Here is an 18410-nt window from a genome sequence, read left to right as displayed (position 1 = left end):
ATCACTCGTTGGGTTCAACATTTTCTACCCTGGCCTTGAGCTTCTGGCCAGGCCGGAAGGTCACCACGCGGCGGGCGCTGATAGGAATATCCTCGCCCGTCTTGGGGTTGCGTCCGGGACGCTGATTCTTCTCACGAAGGTCAAAGTTACCGAAGCCTGAAATCTTGACTTGTTCACCACGCTCAAGCGCCTGTCGGATTTCCTCAAAGAAGGCTTCCACCATATCTTTGGCTTCACGCTTGCTCATCCCGAGCTGGGTGAACAGGTGCTCTGCAATGTCGGCTTTGGTAAGCGCCATAGATCAATCCCTCAAGGATGCATTCAACTCTTCACCAAGGGCCCGCACGACATTGTCTACGGTCTCGGCAATCTCTTTCTCCTCCAGGGTGCGCTGGGTGTCTTGCAATACAAGACTGATGGCCAGGCTCTTCTTGTCCTCTGCCATACCAGCACCCTGGTATACGTCAAACAAGTTTATTCCAACTACCTGATTTCCGCCAACTTTTTTAATTACCGCAAGCACATCACCTGCCAGAACCTGACGATCGACCACCACGGCAATGTCGCGACGGTTCGCCGGGAACTTGGAAACTTCGGCAGCCACAGGCACCTTGGCCGGGGTCAGCTTGTCCAGCTCCAGCTCAAACATCACCGCGCGGCTCTTGAGGCCCAGCTTCTTCTCGAGGCTCGGGTGGATCACGCCGATGTAGCCGATGATCTCGCCATTACGCAGAATGGCTGCGCTCTGGCCCGGGTGCAGGGCGCTGTGCTCGGTGCGCTCGAAGGTAAAGGTGGCCCCTTCGGCGGTCAAATCCAGCACCGCTTCCAGATCCCCTTTCAAATCAAAGAAGTCGGCTGCGCGGGTTTTGATATCCCAGTGCTCGTCGCTCTGGTTGCCAGTAATGATACCGGCCAGCATCGGCTCCTGACGGATGCCGTTCTCGGCGCTTTCATCCTTGATGAAACGCAGACCCTGTTCAAACAGACGCACCCGCGGCTGCTGACGGTTCTGGTTGTAAACAACGGCCTGCACCAGACCCGGGAACAGAGAGACACGCATGGCGGACATCTCGACCGAGATCGGGTTCGGCAGCACGATGGCATCGCTCTGCGGGAACAGGGTTTGCTGGGTCTTGGGATCGACGAAGCTGTAGGTGATCGCTTCCTGGAAGCCGCGGTCAACCAGCAGGTCGCGCACACGCTTCAGGGTCACCTGCCCTTCTGCCTGCTCCACCATCGCCAAGGAGGCAGCGGGTTTCAGGTTCGGGATGTTGTTGTAGCCGTAGATGCGAGCCACTTCCTCGATGAGGTCTTCCTCGATGGCGATATCGAAACGCCAGGAGGGTGCCAGCGCAGTCCAACCGTCAGCATCCACAGTGACTTGCATGCCGAGGCGAGTCAGGATCTCGACCACCTGAGCATCCGCCACGCTGATACCGATCACCTTGTCGAGCTTGCTGCGACGCAGTTTGATGGGTGCCGCTTTCGGCAGATGGGCATCGGATTTGACCTCGATGACCGGACCCGCTTCACCGCCGCAGATATCCAGCAGCAGACGGGTGGCTCTGTCCATCACCTTGGCTTGCAGCTCCGGATCAACCCCACGCTCGAAGCGATGGGAGGAGTCGGTGTGCAGACCGTAAGCACGGGCACGACCGGTGATGGAGAGCGGCGCGAAGAAGGCGCACTCCAGCAGGATGTCGGTGGTGGTCTCGGATACACCGGTGCGGTTGCCGCCGAAGATACCGGCCATGCAGGCAGGACCTTTGGCATCGGCAATCACCAAAGTGGTCTCTTTGAGCTTCACTTCGTTGCCGTCGAGCAGGGTCATCGGCTCATCGGTGTGGGCACGACGCACCACCAGTTCACCTTCCAGGGTAGCCAGATCGAAGGCATGCATCGGCTGACCGTATTCCAACAGCAGGTAGTTGGTGATGTCGACAATGGCGTCGATGGAGCGGATACCACCACGGCGCAGCTTCTCTTGCATCCAGAGCGGGCTCTGGGCCTGCAAGTTCAGCCCCTTGATGACGCGACCCAGATAACGGGGGCAATCAGCTGGTGCTTCAACCCGGATCGGGAAAGTTGCATCAATGGTGGCAACAGCCGGCGTCCAGGTCGGCTCGACCACGTCCACGCTGTTGAGCACGCCGATTTCGCGGGCCAGACCGGCGATACCGAGGCAATCGGCACGGTTCGGAGTCAGATCCACGTCGATGGAGACGTCGTTCAGATTGAGGTAGTCACGAATATCGGTACCGATGGGGGCATCGGCCGGCAGCTCGATGATGCCATCGGCTTCAACGTCGATACCCAGCTCACTGAAAGAGCAGAGCATGCCATGGGACGGCTGGCCACGCAGCTTGGCTTTCTTGATGGTGAAATCACCCGGCAGGGTCGCCCCTACTTTGGCCACGCACACTTTGAGGCCCTGGCGGCAGTTCGGCGCGCCGCAGACGATGTCCAGCAGCTCGGCTTCACCCACGTTGACCTTGGTCACCCGCAGCTTGTCGGCGTCAGGATGCTGGGCGCACTCGACCACTTCACCCACGACCACATTGTTGAACTGGCCAGCCACCGCTTCCACGGCGTCCACTTCCAGACCGGCCATGGTGATCTGCTCGGCCAGTGCATTGTCACTCAACTCGGTGCGGACCCACTCCATCACCCAGGATTTACTGAATTTCATGTTCTCTCGCCCTTACTTGAACTGCTTGAGGAAGCGCAGGTCGTTTTCGAAGAAGGCACGCAGGTCGTTGACCCCGTAACGCAGCATGGTCAGGCGCTCAACGCCCATGCCGAAGGCAAAGCCGGAGTATTTTTCCGGATCGATGCCGACCGAACGCAGTACGTTCGGGTGCACCATGCCGCAGCCTAGCACTTCCAGCCACTTGCCGTTCTTGCCCATCACGTCGACTTCGGCGCTCGGCTCGGTGAACGGGAAATAGGAAGGACGGAAGCGAATGGTCAGGTCTTCCTCGAAGTAGTTGCGCAGGAAGTCGTGCAGAATGCCCTTCAGCTCGGTAAAGCTGGCATGCTCGTCAACCAGCAGACCTTCAACCTGATGGAACATCGGGGTATGGGTCATGTCGTAGTCGTTACGATAGACGCGGCCCGGTGCAATGATGCGGATCGGCGGCTGCTGATGCTCCATGGTACGGATCTGCACGCCCGAGGTGTGGGTACGCAGCATCAGATCAGGATTGAAGTAGAAGGTATCGTGATCGGTACGCGCCGGGTGATGAGCCGGAATGTTCAGTGCATCGAAGTTGTGGAAGCCATCTTCAATCTCGGGACCACGGGCAACCTTGAAGCCCATCTCGCCAAACAGGCGCTCAATGCGCTCGATGGTGCGGGTTACAGGATGCAGACCACCATTCTCAATGCGACGGCCCGGCAGGCTGACATCGATGGTCTCGGCGGCCAGCTTCTGGTTCAGCACGGCAGCTTCGAGCGCTTCACGACGCCCGTTCAGCGCATCCTGAACCTGCTGTTTTGCCTGGTTGATCACGGCGCCCGCGGCGGGACGCTCTTCGGCAGACAAGGCACCCAGGCCCTTCATCTGCTCGGTAAAAAAGCCCTTTTTACCCAGATATTTGACCCGGATTTCGTCGAGGGTCGCGATATCGCTCACGCCCTCAATTTCGGCTCTGGCTTGGCCGACTACTTCTTCAAGCTGTTGCATGTCTTCCTCGTCACCACTCCCGGTACAGGAGCCTTTAGGCTAAATAAGGTCAAGAGTGGAATAATACAAAAAAAGCCCCTTCGCTGACCATAGTTAAGGTGGGCTTTTCTCCCTACAAATCATTTTGTTATATCAAGCGAGTCTCATCGATTTACCGTCACTCTTGAAATAGTAGAATAAAGACATAGTTTGTTGGCATACAATCCATTTATAGAACTAGTGATCTCCCACATGTCACTTTGTATGGAGAAAACTGTAGCGCGTGTAAAACAGTGGACAAAACGTGGACGGGAGAAAGAAAAACGTGATGTAAAACCGTGAATGACAGATACAAAAAAGGAGGCCTGAGCCGCCTTAACATACCCAACAAAAACAATAACTTAGATTAAAATCAATGAGTTAGGGACTACAAGGGGTGACGCTTAGTCACCCCAGATGACCCTGTTTGGGGCAATTTGTGGACACTTTGTCATATAGTGGGCAGCGGATTTTCCAGCGGGTTGAAGCGCACAGCATCGCTCAGGTAGTCCGGTGCGAAGTGGGCATAGGTCATCGTCTGCTGGATGTTGTGATGGCCCAAAATTTTTTGCAGCGCGAGGATGTTTCCCCCGGACATCATAAAATGTGACGCAAAAGTGTGTCGAAACACATGCACCGCCTGCCCAGCAGGCAGATCCGGCGCCACTGACTTGATCACCTCACGCACAAACATATAGTCGAGGTCACGGAACAGCGGGCCCCGATTTACCCCATTCGTTATCTCTTTCGTCAGATCGGCCGAGATCGGCACGGTGCGGTTCTTGCCATTCTTGGTATTGATGTAGGTTACCCGATGGGCCCGCACCTCCTCGCGGCGCAGATTGGCCGCCTCACTCCAACGCGCCCCCGTGGCCAAGCAGAGTTTGACCACCTTCAGGTTATCCCCCGATAACGCGGCCAAGACTTCGCTGATCTCATCCTGGGCTAGGTAGCCCATCGACCGCTCAACCAGTTTGACCTTCTTCATTTCTTTGAGCGGATGTTCATGGTGGTAATGGCCGAGGTCTATCAGTACCGAGAACACCCCACCCAGCATCTCCTGCTCGCGGTTCACCGTCTTAGGCTGTCGGCCAGCGTTGAGTCGCTGCGCCCGATACTCGGAGAACAGCGCCCGCGTCACCTGCCTTGCCAATGGGTGGCGCAAAGCGGCATCGATATTGTAAAGTTTCTTGCGAACCGCCTCCCCTGCTTTCAGGGTTTGGCCATGGTAGCGCCACCAGAGCTCGATAAGCTCGGAGAGCGTCCGATTGTCTGCCGGACGCTCCACCCACTCTTTGTTGTGTTCGGTGGCAATCACCCAACGCTCGAACTGCTGAGCCTCGGACTTGGTCTTGAAACGCTTGCGGATCCGCTTACCGTTCCTCCCTTGTGGGCGGATATCGACCAAGTAACCCTCGGGGGTGGGCTTAATGCTCACCGTCCCACCTTATCCTGGAAGGGCCAACTAATCGATACAGCCTCCAACCACAGCACTCTCACAGTCATCACACCTCCGCCAAAACACTGTTATTTTATACAGCATTTTATAATGATTGACAGTGTTTAGCTGAAGCAAATGCATACATGAGAAAGCAGGGAGACGGCATGATCATAGCTATGATCTCAGACACCATATTTCATGCACTGGTATGGTAGATAATATCTTGCCACCCCACAGAAAAAACCTCAGGATGGCATAGTTAGGATATTATATCATTATAGTGTAAATAATACCGTAATTAACAAACATACTGATCACCACTGAATTTAACTAAGAATTAAATAAAACAAAATAATCAAAGTATTGCAAAATGTAATACATCCTTTTCATTATCAGTTATGCTGTCCTCAAATCTGTGGTGTTTTCTCTTTAGGCTTAGTTCCATAAATGCTGTATTGTAAAATGAAGATAATACGAAGTTCACGAATGTTACAGGGCATAGTGGTGATACTACTGGAATACGACAGTTTTTATATTGACCAAACGTCATATGTGATTTTGGATGGATAACATCTTGATGATTCGCGGGGTCGTAATCTACCCTTACAGGAACAGGAAGAATTGATTTAGCTATAATATCAGAGTATAAACAACCTTCATCCATGTATAGTTCTGGCATATCTTGAAAAGGTGCAAATGTCGGAGAAGGAAAGTAACACAACCGATGTTTAACAAGATGTCCTTTGCGGTTAAACTGATATAGCAGCTGAATAAGTGCACCATCTACCAGTTTCATATTATATTGTTTGTTTTTGTCTAAATAGTCATAAACGATGCTATATTCAACATCCTTTAATGCTATTGAAACATCATGAAAACCACTAAAGACCAAATCGGTATTTTTATTATCTTGTAGAACTACTGGGAAGTTAGGGGCATCACATACCCCTTCCCTAATAAGATCTTTGGTTATCATTGCAACTTCTTTTGCAAGTGCATCAATATTCATAACGCACCCTGCCCTTTGAGCATTGCAATTAAGCGATTTCTTACATCCAATGGTATGTCTTCTGGATTAACCTCAGAACTAAGCAACATCGTTAAGTCTTCGGCCTTACTTCTAGCTTGATTGACTCTACGGCGTTCAGATGCAGTCATATCACGGTTGACAACCCTCATTGTTTCCCGTTGCTCTGATGTTGGATAAGTAAAGCATAATTTGAAATCATTTGATTTCACCATTTCAAACTCTGCTAGCAACTTCATAAAATTTGAACCAGAACCACATACTCTTAACCAAGCTTTAGTTCTTGTCATTGCGGTGAAAAGAACATTTCTACGTTTTGATAATTCGTATACCGCATTGCACCACCCAGCACCCAAAATATACACTACAGCAGCTTCATTGCCTTTTGCTCTATAAATGGAGGTAAAAGTTATACTGTCATCAGAAAAAAACTCATCTGGTGAGCTAGTAACGCCAGCTATATTGCTTTTTACGCCAAGAGAATACAGTTTATCTCTAAGGTACCCGACACTAGACCTTAATTTTATCGCATCAGGAAAAATTACAATTATATCACTAGGGAGAAGCTCATCTTCGTGCAGATTTTTAAGTATTTCTGAAGCAATCCAATCAGACTCTTCATTTAAATTATTGAAGTATTTGAACTGAATTAGATCGTCCACTGTATTATGACTGGTTAGCAGTGTTGGACTTGAACGCGATGAACGAGCGAGTTCAACATATTTTCCCTCCGCCAGTTCACCGGCTTTGACTTCATACCCTATTTCAGACCACAATTCAGAAAAATCAAACATCTGGATCATTTCATCTCTATATATCCCAAAACCCAATGCATGTGCAGCAGATAAAATTGGGCCAGGGTTTCTATAGCAAACATCCAGTATAATATCACACGCCTTATTATTGAAAGAAACTACAGGCTGACCAGAACTGTCAAGACCCCATATTTCATCCGGAGACGGCATTGATGAGTCACTTAAATTTTGCAATTCATCATACGCATAAACCAATCTTTTTTTATCACCAAGCAACTCATAGCAAAGCTTAAGAAATTCAGGGGTGAAATCCTGAGCTTCATCTATCAAAATCAAATCATACATTTTTTTGATGTTGATTGGTTTATTGTCAAGCCAGTTTTTACATACAGACTGAAACTCTGTTTCGCCAGGCGCACGAATATATTTAGCCATACTGAAATCATAATATTTCACGTTATTATCAAGGCATGCCTTGTAATAAATACCTTCCGAGTTTGGGCTTCCCCAAGCATGCAAGATATTAACTTTCTTCCAGTTTGGCTCTTCATTAGTCTGCCTAGCATCTTTATAAAATAGTGAAATAAGCCTAGTGAATTGCTCTTTTAGTGAACGAGTGTTGAAAGTAACAGCTATATTCCAATCACTATGCTGAGCATGTAGGTGAGCGATTTTTCGTGCAAGAACGATTGTTTTACCTGATCCCGCAAGCCCCCTAATTCGTTGGACTGAATCCACATTTTCAAGAACTGCCCGAGTTTGATTGATATCAAGAGTAGCCAAATCACTTTCTAACTTTCGCAGGGCAGCCCCTTTAGAATCCGGACTTTTAAGGTAATCCCTTTTTTGCGTCTTGGATTTTAGACCTGTCAGAGATTGCATTCTTGATAATACGGCCTTCATATTTATAGCCGCATCCCAATCACTCGCGACAAGGAGCTGAGGTAATTCAGACGTATGTCTTATGATAAACATATCGTCCTCTTCAAAATCGATCTCACCATTAATCAAACGTGGAGCATATACGAAAGATGTGACAGGAACAATTAACTGTCGTTTTCTATTCAGCGACTTTACTTCGGATAGCAATGAGATCACTCTTAAATGTGCATTCTCTACAGTTTCAAAAAATGCAACATTATATTCTTGTTCTTCATAAATATGGAAAATCAAAACACCATAATCATCTGCGCAACATAATGCATCTAGCTGTATAGAGCCATCAAATGTCGATATTATAGGGAAATTTCTATAGTAGACACCTTCAGCATCAGGAATATTATCAATTTCTTTTTCTAAGTTACCAGCTAGGATGCCTTTTTTTGACGCGCTACCTATAAACTGCATATTTGCCTCCTCATCCCAACTAAATAAAATCATTGTCATTATTAATGACGATAATAAATTATTTTTTTATAAATCTTTTATAACAATAAAACTAACATCTTCCATGCTTTTTTCTAAAAGTTCGGTGTTCTACCATCACACCAATGATCTGGATGTGCTGTCGGTCGGAGTGCATGGTGGGGTAATCGTCGTTGAGGGGGACCAGCTCAAACACCTCTTGACCGTTCTCATCAATTCCGCGGGGCCGGTACTTTTTGAACGTGGCACCATCGCTGCCGTTCTTGGCTACGACGTAATCCCCCGGCTGGGGTCCTTCGTCGGGGTCAACGATAATGAGATCCCCTTCCTTAAATAGCGGCACCATAGAGTCACCACGTAACCAAAGGCCAAATCCGTAGGGACCGATCTCACCACCTGCCGATACATATTCGACATTCCCATCGAAGGCAGTAGCCTGCTCGCACATCTCACGCCAGTTGCCCGCTTGGACATAGCTAAGAATCGGGATCCGTTTGCCCTGATAGATCACTGCTGGTTCGACGTTGTGATAACCGGGCAAGCTTGTCCCAGTGCTGCTTGCAGCACCGTCACCGAAAAGCAGCCATTCCGGCTTAACTCCAAGAATCTCAGCAAGCCTAACTAGGTTGTTACCTTTCGGCGAGGTGTCTCCTCGCTCCCACTGGCTGATAGAGACGCGGTTAATTCCCAGCTTTTTAGCCAAGGATTCTTGGGTCAAGCCGTGAACTAATCGTTGTGATTTTATGCGCGAATGTATGTTCATGTAAGTTATCTTACACAACGGCTGCGTAGTTTTTACTTTCTTTTTTGGTAAGTTTTTGTTGCCTTAGCCCGCAAGCGATCTTACATTTACTTCCATTGAGTATATGAGCCCTGCCGAGAGAGTAAGAAAATGAAAAAACATGACGCAGTTCAGCATTATGGCAGCGTAGTCCAATTAGCTGCCGCCCTAGGTATCAAGCCGCAGTCAGTTTCGCAGTGGGGCGAGACAATCCCCCAAGGTCGCGCCTATCAGCTCGAATTGATGACCGGCGGTCAGCTTAAGGCTGACACCACCGCTCTGCCTGGCCAAGAGCGGGACACACAACGCGTCGCAACAACGGCTATCCCGGCTGATTTTCCGTGTGTGAAGCGAGCCATTGCCGCGGCAAACGCTCTATCTGGCAACGCTTCCTGACAATCCCCCCTGTGTTTGAACCCCCTAAGAAGGATTCATCATGACTACTCGAATCAAACCTATCCGCATCCCCAGTGATGTGAGCCAACTACCGCTTGATTACCCGTTTGGTGATCGGGTCAGCGAAAGCCTAGAGGAGTACGCCAAGCGCCAAGGCTTGACGATTGGAGCCGTTAAAAAGCGTGCCGACCGCGGCCAGTTGCCCATTTTGCAAGACGGCCCGGGCGCACCTCGCGAGGTCAATCTTTACGCCCTGTTCCTGAAAGCCCGTTATCAGGCTGAGCGCTACGTCACCATGACGCTCGCGTGAACCTGCAAACACCATAACGGATCAAGGAGAACCTCGCATGTTTACCGAATACGCCAGCAAACATCCGCACTGGATCAGCGCATGCCAACGCTTTGCGGCCAGTCACAACATGGCCGAGATCGCCCAACTAACGGGCATGAATCCGCAGATCCTGCGCAACAAGTTAAACCCCGAGCAGCCCCACGAACTGACCGTGGCCGAGCTGATTGCCATCACCCAGGCGAGTGAGGGGGATGAAACCCTGTTCGATGGTGCCCTGTTCTGCTGTGGCCTGACGGCCATTGCCATCCCCGAACGGGAGAAGGGCCCTAGCCTGGCCCATCAGGTGATTGACACCACGGCCAAGGTGGCAGGTCTCGGCGCGCAGGCGCTGACGGTAGTGGAGAGCGGCCGCGTCACCAAAGGGCAACGCAATGCGCTGGTCGGTGCTGCAACGGCAGCCATGGGCAACCTCGCCCTGCTGATCACCGAGATCGAGCACAAATACCAAGCCATTCCCTCTCTGTCTTGTGCGCTGGATATGGCGCGCATGGCGGCCGGGGCTTAGGAGAACCCATGAGACTGATTTGCCCCCACTGTGGTGCCCGCGCCAGCACTCGCACATCCATCCGGATGAGCCCGCTTTGCGGCATCGCCACTTATCAATGCAGCAATGTGGATTGCGGCCACACCTTCAAGGCGGGGTTCGAAATCATCGCAACCATCAGCCCCAGTGCCATGCCCAATCCGGCCATTGTGCTGCCCATTGTCCCGCGCAGGGTGAAAGAGGTGGCCCAGTGACCCCCTCACTGGCCGCCAAATTCTGCGCACAGGTGAAGGAGAAACCAGCATGCAACACACCCAACACGAACCCCGCAACATCGCCGGTCTGACCGCCGAGGAGCAGGTGTTGATGAATACCGCAGGCATTGCGCTGTTGCGGGAGCACCTCAACCGGGCTGGTTCAAACCTCGACGGTGATTGGCTTAATGCGCCCAAGACCAAGCGAGTCGCCATTTGCGCCATCGCTCGCCAGCCGTGGGATTCGCTGATGATGGCGACCCTCTCTGCCCTGCCCTATCAGCAGCGTGAGGCGATCCGCCTTGCGGTGATTGCGCTGGATTATCAGTCGCTGTTTCACAGCGGGTGTGATCCGAAGGTGTGGCACCCATCGGTGAAGGTGACCCCGGCTGAAGTGGCCGAGCGGAAGAAGAGAGAACAGGCCAAACGCCGGCAACTGGATCATGCGGTGAATGTCGCTGGCCAGATTGACCAAGAAGGCCCGAGAGCAATCGGGCACTAAAAAGCCCGCTTAACGGAGCTGCAACTCCAAGCGGGCCTTTATCAACAACGTATGAGGAAGTCGACATGGCAACTTTAGCGATCCCCTGCGCACTGCGCAACCTTCGCATCCAGCAACGCAAGCTGACGGGCCGATATGGCGCCCGTCTGAGCCAACACCCGGACGGTGTGGCGCTGCTCGAGCGTTCCACCGCCTTGGCTTGGGCTTCTCTGTTCAGCCGCATCAACCCCTGCACACCTCAACAAGGAGCCTGACCCATGACCGCACAGCCAACCCAAATCAATCTGCTCAACCACCATGCCGCCAAACGCCTGCGCCAGTTGCGGGAACAGCTGAAATTGAGCCGCCCGAAGTTTGCCGATCTGCTGGGTATTCCGCCCACCACGCTCAAGAACTACGAGTTGGGGTACCGCGAGATTGGCGGCGGTTTGTTCCTGCTGATTGCCAACCACCCGGAGCTGAAACGGCACATCGACTGGCTACTGACTGGCATCGCCACACCGGAGGTGCAGCCATGAGGCAGATCTTCCACCCCATATCCCAACAGGAGGCGCTGGCAGAGTTGCCGCGCCTTCAGCAGCGGCTGACCGCCAAAGCTCGCCCTGCTTCTTTTACCTATCGGGGGTCAGAGGGCAAATCCCTGTTAGTCCAGGCGCAGCAGTCATTGCGCTGGCACCAGTTGTTTCACCACCTCAACCGGAGGACCCGCCCATGAGTGATGCCATCAAGATTGCCAACCAAGCACCCAAGGTGATCGAGGGTCTGCTAGCCGAGATGTTTACCGCACGCGCCGAGGATAACCGCATCGCCCTAGGCGCACTCTACTCGGGGAATGAATACATCCAGGTGCAACTGGTGGTGACCAGCAAGCCTGCGGATCTGCTCGATGACGATTTGGTGATGGGGGATGAGGCATGAGTACCACGCTGTTCACCCTGGCCAGCCTGAAAGAGTGGCTGGCCCAGAACGAACCGAAACTGCTGCCGACAGCCCCGCTCTGCTGTGGTGGTGAACTCGGTATCTCAATCCGCATCGAGGCGGGCCATATCGCCATCGATGCGCCGGACTTTCAGGCAATAGATGAGGCATGCGATGAGCAACTTCGAACTGTTTGAGCTGGACGCCCAACAAGAGCAGAGCGAAGCCGGCCCTGCACATATGCAACCCACCACACCGGTCAGCCAGCTAACCACCCATTGGTTTGCCGCCCGTGCCGAGTTTATCGCTGCGGGCAGCGATGCCAGAGGCAACCGGGATCAGGTGGCCGAGCTGCTGGCGCTTGGTGCAATGCGCACCGTCTACTGGTTGGCCGCTGCAAATCTGGAGTTGGCACTAGCCCGGGAAATTGCCGAGTGGTGGGCCGAGTGCGCACCACTGCATGGACAGGGGGAGATCATCAAATGAGCCATGGACTGCAATGGGAGCTCACGCTCCTGCAAGATCGCTGGCAAGCCACCTACCGGGAAGACGCGGCACGGCTGCGTCTTTATCAGCGAGAGCTGGCCCATGCGCGCCGACTACCTGCCCGCCCCCACGCCAGCATCAAACAGTTGCTACGCCAATGTGCGGCCGCCCGCCGATTAAAAGAGCATGCCCAAATGAGCGTTCGTGGCTGCCAGTTCCGCATCAAACAGCTATCCGGTTATCTCTCTGCATGACCAGCAAGACCAAACGCCTGCCGCTGTCGAAAAGAACACTGCGGCAGCGCATCGATACCCTTTGCAACTCTCTGCCCGGCGTCAACTTTGACGCCGCTTTTGCTGGTGACCGCGGCCAGTACGACCTGATCTGGGCCATGCAACTGCTCGATGGGCTCTCCACCGAGTTGACCAAGAACCTGTTCAAGCAGTACATCCGCCGCCGCAAGGATTGCAGCTTTACCCATTGCCGCTCCGCCAACATCTGGTTGAGGGAGCGAACCAAGTGGGTGCGGATGCAGCTCCAGACCATCCCGGTCGATCCAAAACAGATGCGCGATGACTCCGGCCGCAAACAGATTGCCCACCAGTTTGCCAACCAGACCGCAGCCATTTACAAGCACATCGAACAGAGCATCAAAGAAGGTGCCGAAGCGGATCTGCTGCAGACCTGGGAGCTGATGCGCCAGCCTGCCGACCAGTGGGGATTTATCGGCGAGCTGCCGAAGTTCAAAACCGACGAGATGCGGGATAACTGGATCCTGAGCGTGCTGGTGCGCCTGCTCTCTGCCAAGTGGTGGGAAAAGCGCGTCAACCGCTGCTGGGACAGACTGCAAGAGCATATCAACATTCTGCTCGGCAAAGTGCGCAAGGGCGTATCTGCTTATGTATCGAACGCCACCATGAAGGTGGTGCGCGAACGCAAGCGGGCCATGATGCGCTGGCTGGCCGAGTCGGAAGTGGTGAACGAGCGTTATGACCTGGTCGTGTCGATGAAGGATTGCTGGGAGGCCAGCAACGCCAACCCGGTGAACCGCCGCAACGAAATGATGGTGCGTGCTCGGGGGTTCAATGACTATGCCGAGGAGCAGGGTCATGTGGGGGTCTTCTTCACCTGGACAGCCCCTAGCCGCTTTCATGCCTGGACACAAAAGCACAACGGCAAAGCGGTAGAGAACAAGCGATATCAAGGGGCCACGCCGCGGGAAACCTGCGTCTATCTGGCCAGGCTCTGGAGCCGTGCCCGAGCCGCTCTCAAACGGTGGAACGCCCCCGTTTATGGATTTCGTGTTTGCGAGGCTCACCATGACGGCACCCCGCACTGGCATCTGCTGCTATTTATGCGCCCGGAAGATCGCAACCGGGTGATCGGCATCCTGCAACGCTATGCCCTGACCGATGACCATGACGAGCTGGTACGGGATATCAAGGGCGCCCCACCCTTTACCGACTTTACTCCCCGCTTTGACTGGAAAGAGATAGACCCGGCCAAGGGGGATGCCGCGGGCTATATCGCCAAATACATTGCCAAGAACATCGACGGCGCCTACCTGGACGATGACGAAGAGGCCGGCACCGCCGCCGATGAGGGCGCCCTGCATGCCGTGGCCTGGGCCAGTTGGTGGGGCATTCGCACCTTCCAGCAGATCGGAGGCGCTCCGGTCGGGGTATGGCGCGAGCTGCGCCGTATCAGCAACGCCAAGAAAAATGCCGAACTGGTTGGCCCACCCAAGCCCGTGCTACAAGACCCACGCTTTGAGGCCGCCCGCTTTGCCGCAGATAACGGCATCTTTCGCTGCTACCTACACGCCATGGGCGGTGCACTGGCCACCCGTGCCGAACACCCCATCAAGCTGGCCCACCTTATCGAAGAGCAGGCCAACAGCTATGGTGAAGACATCAAACGTCTGATGGGCATTACCTCCGCTCGCCTGGGCATCAAGACCCGCCTGCAAGGGTGGGAAATTGTGCCCGCCGGCACCCATGAAGCCAGGAAAGCCGCCGAGGTTGCAGCGAGGGGGGTTGGGGTTATGACGGGCGACAGCCCGGCACCTTGGAGCTCTGACAATAACTGTACGCGGCCGGATCCTGATGCCTTCGCAGACCAGATCATGAGGGAACAATGGGGATTATCGCCCTTCTCCATCGAGCGTTTGCGGGCTGGTGCCAATGTTACTGCAGACGGTTTCACTCTCTGGCTGGAGAACGGCCAAGTGCAATCGAGCCGCTTGACACCATCGGGCAATGACGACCCACTTATCGAGCTGGAATGGCTGCGTGCCATGGTCGGTGTTCCAGATCCGGACGAACAGCCCGACACTATTCCTCCCGATGATGAGTATTGGCCGACGCTAGTGATGGATTGCTACGAGCTGTTCAACACTTGCGGATTTGCCGCATGCCATCAGTGGATCTCCGCGCTGCCCAATCCATATCGATGTGAACTCTGGAGAGTGCTTGATAAATTAGACTGGGCAGAGCGACACGAAGTGGAAAGCCCGTTGTTTGACGAACTGATGAGCGAGGTAGAGTTTGACTGACCTATTTTTCAAGCAGGAAGCCCTGCAGGGCTAACTCCCCGACACGCCCTATACCTACAAACCACTGACGGCGCCGCAATTCGAGGAACTGGATGGTCAGATTTACCGGATGGGGCCCCACGGCATGGCCGCCTGAGCAGATGCTTGAATGGCTGCAACAGCAACCGCCGCATATTAGAGGGGTGGCCATCGCCATGATGCGCCGGGTTTTCCGGCTGGAGCGGGTAGGGCTCCCTTCCCTACCCCAGGCCATTCCCGGCCACCAGAAAGTCCCCAAGCCAATGGCTAAACGACCCCCATCCCAACCTATGCTCCGCCTGCTTTCAATCGATGGCCGCCCCGTGGGCAAAGGCCACCTTGTGGATATCCTGGTGTCGGTGAACATCGACCAGAGCGGTACCATCCGTTTTGCCTGCACTGGCCGCACCCTCTGGATAGCGCCGGGTAACCCGACTGAACCACGCTAAACCCGTAACTTCATACTAGAAGCACCGGTCATGCTATTTCATATAACTACGGATTTTTTGAACTAGCGGATCAATGACATCCTTATCTGTCCAATATTGTCCATGACTCCATGGGTTCCAGCTAGAGAAAATACCGCCAACGTTAATTTCATAATCTTTCACCAGAGCCTTGTATGAGTCACTTAGTGGCGATAGCGGCCAGCCGAGAACATCGTTTTTATCGAAGTAGTTAACCCAGGTGAACTTATCATTTGGTTTTTCAATTGCTTTAATAGGATTAAGGCCACCGACAAACATTGGAATATTACACCCAGTAGTTAATAACTGAACGCAGCTTTTGAGACGTCTAAATTCCTTTATTTCGCCAGATGCGTCTGGCTCAAGACTTTTAAATATACCCGTTCCATTTCTTGCATCCCAAATGTAATTTGATATAACTTGACACCCAAGCGATTGCGCAATGATTATTACAGGTTTATTTTTCCCATCAAGCTGAAAATATACATTATCCAATGCCTGCATAATTTCTTTTTGAACTTGAATATACTGGTCACTTGCGCTAGATCTAGCGCTATACTCTAATGAACCCGCATCAGAGAAACCAAATAGTAGAAAGCGCCTTAGTATAGATCCATCTAACTGATAAGCGGCATTCATTTCTTCCCAAATTTTATTTTGATTATTTTGTAGTATTGGCTGATATTGTACTGCCTCAAAGACAACCTTCTGCCAGTCAGTATCTAGTTTTTTGGCGAGCTCACCTTTTAGTTCCTCATAATAATCATGCTTATAGTCACCCATTCCATGTAGTGTAATTATTGCAATTTCTTTTTCCATGATGTCCACCTTTATTATCAAGACTTATGGAACTAAAAATAAATAAAAAATCAAACATTTTTCAGAACTGAACGTTGTAGTCTAATAATTCCGTATACCAAGCTGTATTCGGCTATCACTCTATTTTTGCTATTAGCTTTCTACAAAATAGCAATAAAGCTTGCGAGTGCAGCTACAGCCGCTGCAATTTTATCAATTGTATCTGCCACTTTGTTGATATTTCCCCCAGTTTCCTCAATTGATTTTTTTGCTTTATTCGCTGACTCTGTGACCTTAGTCAATGCATCTATCGCATTATTTAACTCAGGCCCATAATTGATCAAACTTTTATGTGCTAACTCTGATGCTTGATCATTTAATTTTTTTCGTTCCGATAGGTATTTATCTCGCTGAGCACCACTCTTAAGCAATGGGAAAAGCTCATTCAATGCATTAATCGCCTTGTTCGATTCAGAAAGTATAGACATAACCCACCTCCTATATTAATTAGCGTCGTGTTTCTATTTGCAGATAATGCCTTTTTCTTTGTCTGCAATGATTTCTGTTTCACAACTACTCATAAGCTCTTCTAAATCATCAAAGTTTTTATGCACAGTCTTTATGTTTTGAATAGCGTTAGAAATAGATTCACTATCAAAGTTGCCATTTTCAAGCTCGACAGCAAATTCGTTGTGGGCTTGTGTTACTGACAAGATAGCTTTCTCCGCTTGAATTACTGTTGCTGTTGTTGACTCCATAACAATATATTTACCATAAATATCATCCAGTGCTTTTTTCTTTTGTGAAAAAGACAGACTATCTACTTTGGCGTTATAATCATCAAAGTACCCTGCCAGCTCGTTACCCTTCATTGTGTACAAACGCTCTTCAATCACCCCTTTCAGAAGTTCATTGCTAATAATTTTACCAATTTTTTGTATCGCAGGATTTGCTGACACAATAACTTCTTTAAGAGCCTTGGCTCTTTTGTACTCGACATAGTAGGATGATATTTCTGTAATGACACGACTTATTTTTCCGCTATTTTCATCACTCATGAGATTATCATTGGTATTGTTCAGCACTTTATACTGCTCATTCATTTCTTTCAGTGATTTAGATAGATTCACACCGGCTAGGGCTAACTCTTCATATGATCCTGCATTAGATAAAGCAGTCAGTGCCGCGGCATACTTCCCTAGTGCATCATTCGCCCTATATAAAGAAAAACCCTTTTTATCAGAATCCCTAATTATTATTTTTTTTATTGGATCCATGTCAGATTTAACAAACTTCTGATTTGATTGAGCCATAATTACCAATTGATCATTAACATTGGCTTGGTTGTAATCACGGATTACCGCATCAATCTTACTCGTAACATCTGCAGTAGCCACACCAAATGCTTCAATATTTTTTGTCGATATCGAAGTACATCCAGACAACACTACTACAGTGACTAATGCTATTGGGGCATATTTCATAAAGTGCACCTTTCATTGAAAAATACCAACCTCAGCTCACAGCATGTTGTTTTAATCTGATTGCAGAGGAAACAATGCCGTATCGTTTGGAACCAAGTTAGTTCAACCAATTCTAGACAACCGACATACTTGGCGAATGAGAAGTTATCTCTACTACGTTGAATTTTTTAATTTTTACAGTGAAGATCACATTTTGGGGTCAATGAAGAGGCGAAACGCTACGATGCCACACCTAGCGATGATCTCCCATTCAAGCCTGAAAGGATCTGAAGGATTACGAAGGATCACAAAGTGGAACAGTATCCCCACACGCGACCAATGCTGGCGCGGGGAGCCTCTCCCCGTCCCCCGTCGTTCACCTGCATGATTTTCCACACATCAAGCGCGCAGGCGAGGCGGGGTCCCGATTGCGCGCGCTGGGTGTTGAAGGGCCTTTCGAGGCTCCGCTCATGCTCGCAGGTGCGCGTGAAGGATCTCGGGAGTGTGATGGGCGAAGGGTTGGCCGAGGGTGGCCTGTAGCGCGACTGGTGGGCTCTGGCAGGATGGGCGCTCAGCCAAAACAAAGCCCCCTGGGTAGGGGGCTTTGAATTAAATCATGGAGGAATTTGGAGGAATTCCAATTTGA

General features: G+C 51.2%; 22 protein-coding genes. 12 read left to right on the top strand and 10 right to left on the bottom strand.

Annotation, left to right across the window (positions count from 1 at the left end; genetic code table 11):
- Window position 1: 1 nt before the first annotated feature.
- The 7 genes from ihfA to G5137_RS06710 all read right to left on the bottom strand — a co-directional run bounded on the left by ihfA (window position 2) and on the right by G5137_RS06710 (window position 9054).
- Window positions 2-298 (bottom strand): integration host factor subunit alpha, encoded by a 297-nt coding sequence (ihfA, locus tag G5137_RS06740; RefSeq protein ID WP_005300715.1) that lies wholly within the window; start codon window positions 296-298, stop codon window positions 2-4.
- Between the two features lie 3 nt (window positions 299-301).
- On the bottom strand, window positions 302-2689 hold the full coding sequence (gene pheT, locus G5137_RS06735; protein ID WP_421255116.1) for a phenylalanine--tRNA ligase subunit beta: 2388 nt from the start codon (window positions 2687-2689) through the stop codon (window positions 302-304).
- Window positions 2690-2701: 12 nt separating this feature from the next.
- Window positions 2702-3685: a phenylalanine--tRNA ligase subunit alpha gene (gene pheS / locus G5137_RS06730; protein WP_421255115.1), complete on the bottom strand. Its 984-nt coding sequence runs from the start codon at window positions 3683-3685 to the stop codon at window positions 2702-2704.
- A 469-nt stretch (window positions 3686-4154) separates the two neighbouring features.
- Window positions 4155-5141 carry a phage integrase gene (locus G5137_RS06725; protein WP_421255114.1) on the bottom strand — a complete coding sequence of 329 codons (987 nt, stop codon included), beginning with the start codon at window positions 5139-5141 and terminating at the stop codon, window positions 4155-4157.
- A gap of 358 nt (window positions 5142-5499) precedes the next feature.
- The gene (locus G5137_RS06720) at window positions 5500-6153 is read right to left on the bottom strand and encodes a DUF2290 domain-containing protein (protein ID WP_421255113.1); all 654 of its coding nucleotides are present in this window, start codon (window positions 6151-6153) and stop codon (window positions 5500-5502) included.
- Complete coding sequence (locus G5137_RS06715; RefSeq protein WP_421255112.1) at window positions 6150-8273, bottom strand: DEAD/DEAH box helicase; 2124 nt, start codon at window positions 8271-8273, stop codon at window positions 6150-6152. Before G5137_RS06715 ends, G5137_RS06720 begins: the two co-directional genes overlap by 4 nt.
- A gap of 91 nt (window positions 8274-8364) precedes the next feature.
- Window positions 8365-9054: a LexA family protein gene (locus tag G5137_RS06710; protein WP_421255111.1), complete on the bottom strand. Its 690-nt coding sequence runs from the start codon at window positions 9052-9054 to the stop codon at window positions 8365-8367.
- Between the two features lie 129 nt (window positions 9055-9183).
- Here G5137_RS06710 and G5137_RS06705 point away from each other — a divergent pair, with 129 nt between their 5' ends.
- The 12 genes from G5137_RS06705 (at window position 9184) to G5137_RS06650 (ending at window position 15018) form a co-directional block, all read left to right on the top strand.
- Window positions 9184-9468 (top strand): Cro/CI family transcriptional regulator, encoded by a 285-nt coding sequence (locus G5137_RS06705; protein WP_323916897.1) that lies wholly within the window; start codon window positions 9184-9186, stop codon window positions 9466-9468.
- A gap of 40 nt (window positions 9469-9508) precedes the next feature.
- A complete protein-coding gene (locus G5137_RS06700) occupies window positions 9509-9778 on the top strand; it encodes a DNA-binding protein (RefSeq protein WP_213387180.1) in 270 nt (89 codons plus the stop codon).
- A gap of 37 nt (window positions 9779-9815) precedes the next feature.
- Entirely contained in the window at window positions 9816-10325 is a 510-nt protein-coding gene (locus tag G5137_RS06695) for a phage regulatory CII family protein (RefSeq protein ID WP_421255110.1), read from the top strand.
- An 8-nt stretch (window positions 10326-10333) separates the two neighbouring features.
- The gene (locus tag G5137_RS06690) at window positions 10334-10558 is read left to right on the top strand and encodes an ogr/Delta-like zinc finger family protein (protein WP_005351998.1); all 225 of its coding nucleotides are present in this window, start codon (window positions 10334-10336) and stop codon (window positions 10556-10558) included.
- 49 nt (window positions 10559-10607) lie between these two features.
- Window positions 10608-11060, top strand: coding sequence for a hypothetical protein (locus G5137_RS06685; protein WP_421255109.1), 453 nt, complete (start codon window positions 10608-10610; stop codon window positions 11058-11060).
- A 65-nt stretch (window positions 11061-11125) separates the two neighbouring features.
- Window positions 11126-11314, top strand: a complete 189-nt coding sequence (locus tag G5137_RS06680; RefSeq protein WP_058056131.1) for a hypothetical protein — start codon at window positions 11126-11128, stop codon at window positions 11312-11314.
- A gap of 3 nt (window positions 11315-11317) precedes the next feature.
- Entirely contained in the window at window positions 11318-11578 is a 261-nt protein-coding gene (locus G5137_RS06675; RefSeq protein ID WP_005352009.1) for a helix-turn-helix domain-containing protein, read from the top strand.
- Window positions 11579-11771: 193 nt separating this feature from the next.
- Window positions 11772-11978, top strand: a complete 207-nt coding sequence (locus tag G5137_RS06670) for a hypothetical protein (protein WP_421255108.1) — start codon at window positions 11772-11774, stop codon at window positions 11976-11978.
- A complete protein-coding gene (locus G5137_RS06665) occupies window positions 11975-12175 on the top strand; it encodes a hypothetical protein (protein ID WP_111809537.1) in 201 nt (66 codons plus the stop codon). The genes G5137_RS06670 and G5137_RS06665 overlap by 4 nt, the downstream gene beginning before the upstream one ends.
- The gene (locus G5137_RS06660; RefSeq protein WP_201889344.1) at window positions 12153-12464 is read left to right on the top strand and encodes a hypothetical protein; all 312 of its coding nucleotides are present in this window, start codon (window positions 12153-12155) and stop codon (window positions 12462-12464) included. The genes G5137_RS06665 and G5137_RS06660 overlap by 23 nt, the downstream gene beginning before the upstream one ends.
- Window positions 12461-12718 carry a hypothetical protein gene (locus G5137_RS06655; RefSeq protein WP_005352024.1) on the top strand — a complete coding sequence of 86 codons (258 nt, stop codon included), beginning with the start codon at window positions 12461-12463 and terminating at the stop codon, window positions 12716-12718. The genes G5137_RS06660 and G5137_RS06655 overlap by 4 nt, the downstream gene beginning before the upstream one ends.
- Window positions 12715-15018, top strand: coding sequence for a replication endonuclease (locus tag G5137_RS06650; RefSeq protein WP_421255107.1), 2304 nt, complete (start codon window positions 12715-12717; stop codon window positions 15016-15018). Before G5137_RS06655 ends, G5137_RS06650 begins: the two co-directional genes overlap by 4 nt.
- A 500-nt stretch (window positions 15019-15518) precedes the next feature.
- Here the strand turns inward: G5137_RS06650 and G5137_RS06645 are convergent, their stop codons facing one another.
- The 3 genes from G5137_RS06645 to G5137_RS06635 form a co-directional block, all read right to left on the bottom strand.
- A complete protein-coding gene (locus tag G5137_RS06645; protein ID WP_421255106.1) occupies window positions 15519-16322 on the bottom strand; it encodes a hypothetical protein in 804 nt (267 codons plus the stop codon).
- Window positions 16323-16462: 140 nt separating this feature from the next.
- Complete coding sequence (locus G5137_RS06640; protein WP_421255105.1) at window positions 16463-16789, bottom strand: hypothetical protein; 327 nt, start codon at window positions 16787-16789, stop codon at window positions 16463-16465.
- A gap of 33 nt (window positions 16790-16822) precedes the next feature.
- Entirely contained in the window at window positions 16823-17785 is a 963-nt protein-coding gene (locus G5137_RS06635; protein WP_421255104.1) for a hypothetical protein, read from the bottom strand.
- Between the last annotated feature and the right edge of the window lie 625 nt (window positions 17786-18410).

The sequence above is a fragment of the Aeromonas sp. 600282 genome, from assembly GCF_049175755.1.
Lineage (GTDB): Bacteria > Pseudomonadota > Gammaproteobacteria > Enterobacterales > Aeromonadaceae > Aeromonas > Aeromonas veronii_A.
This window is presented reverse-complemented; position numbering and strand designations above follow the sequence as displayed.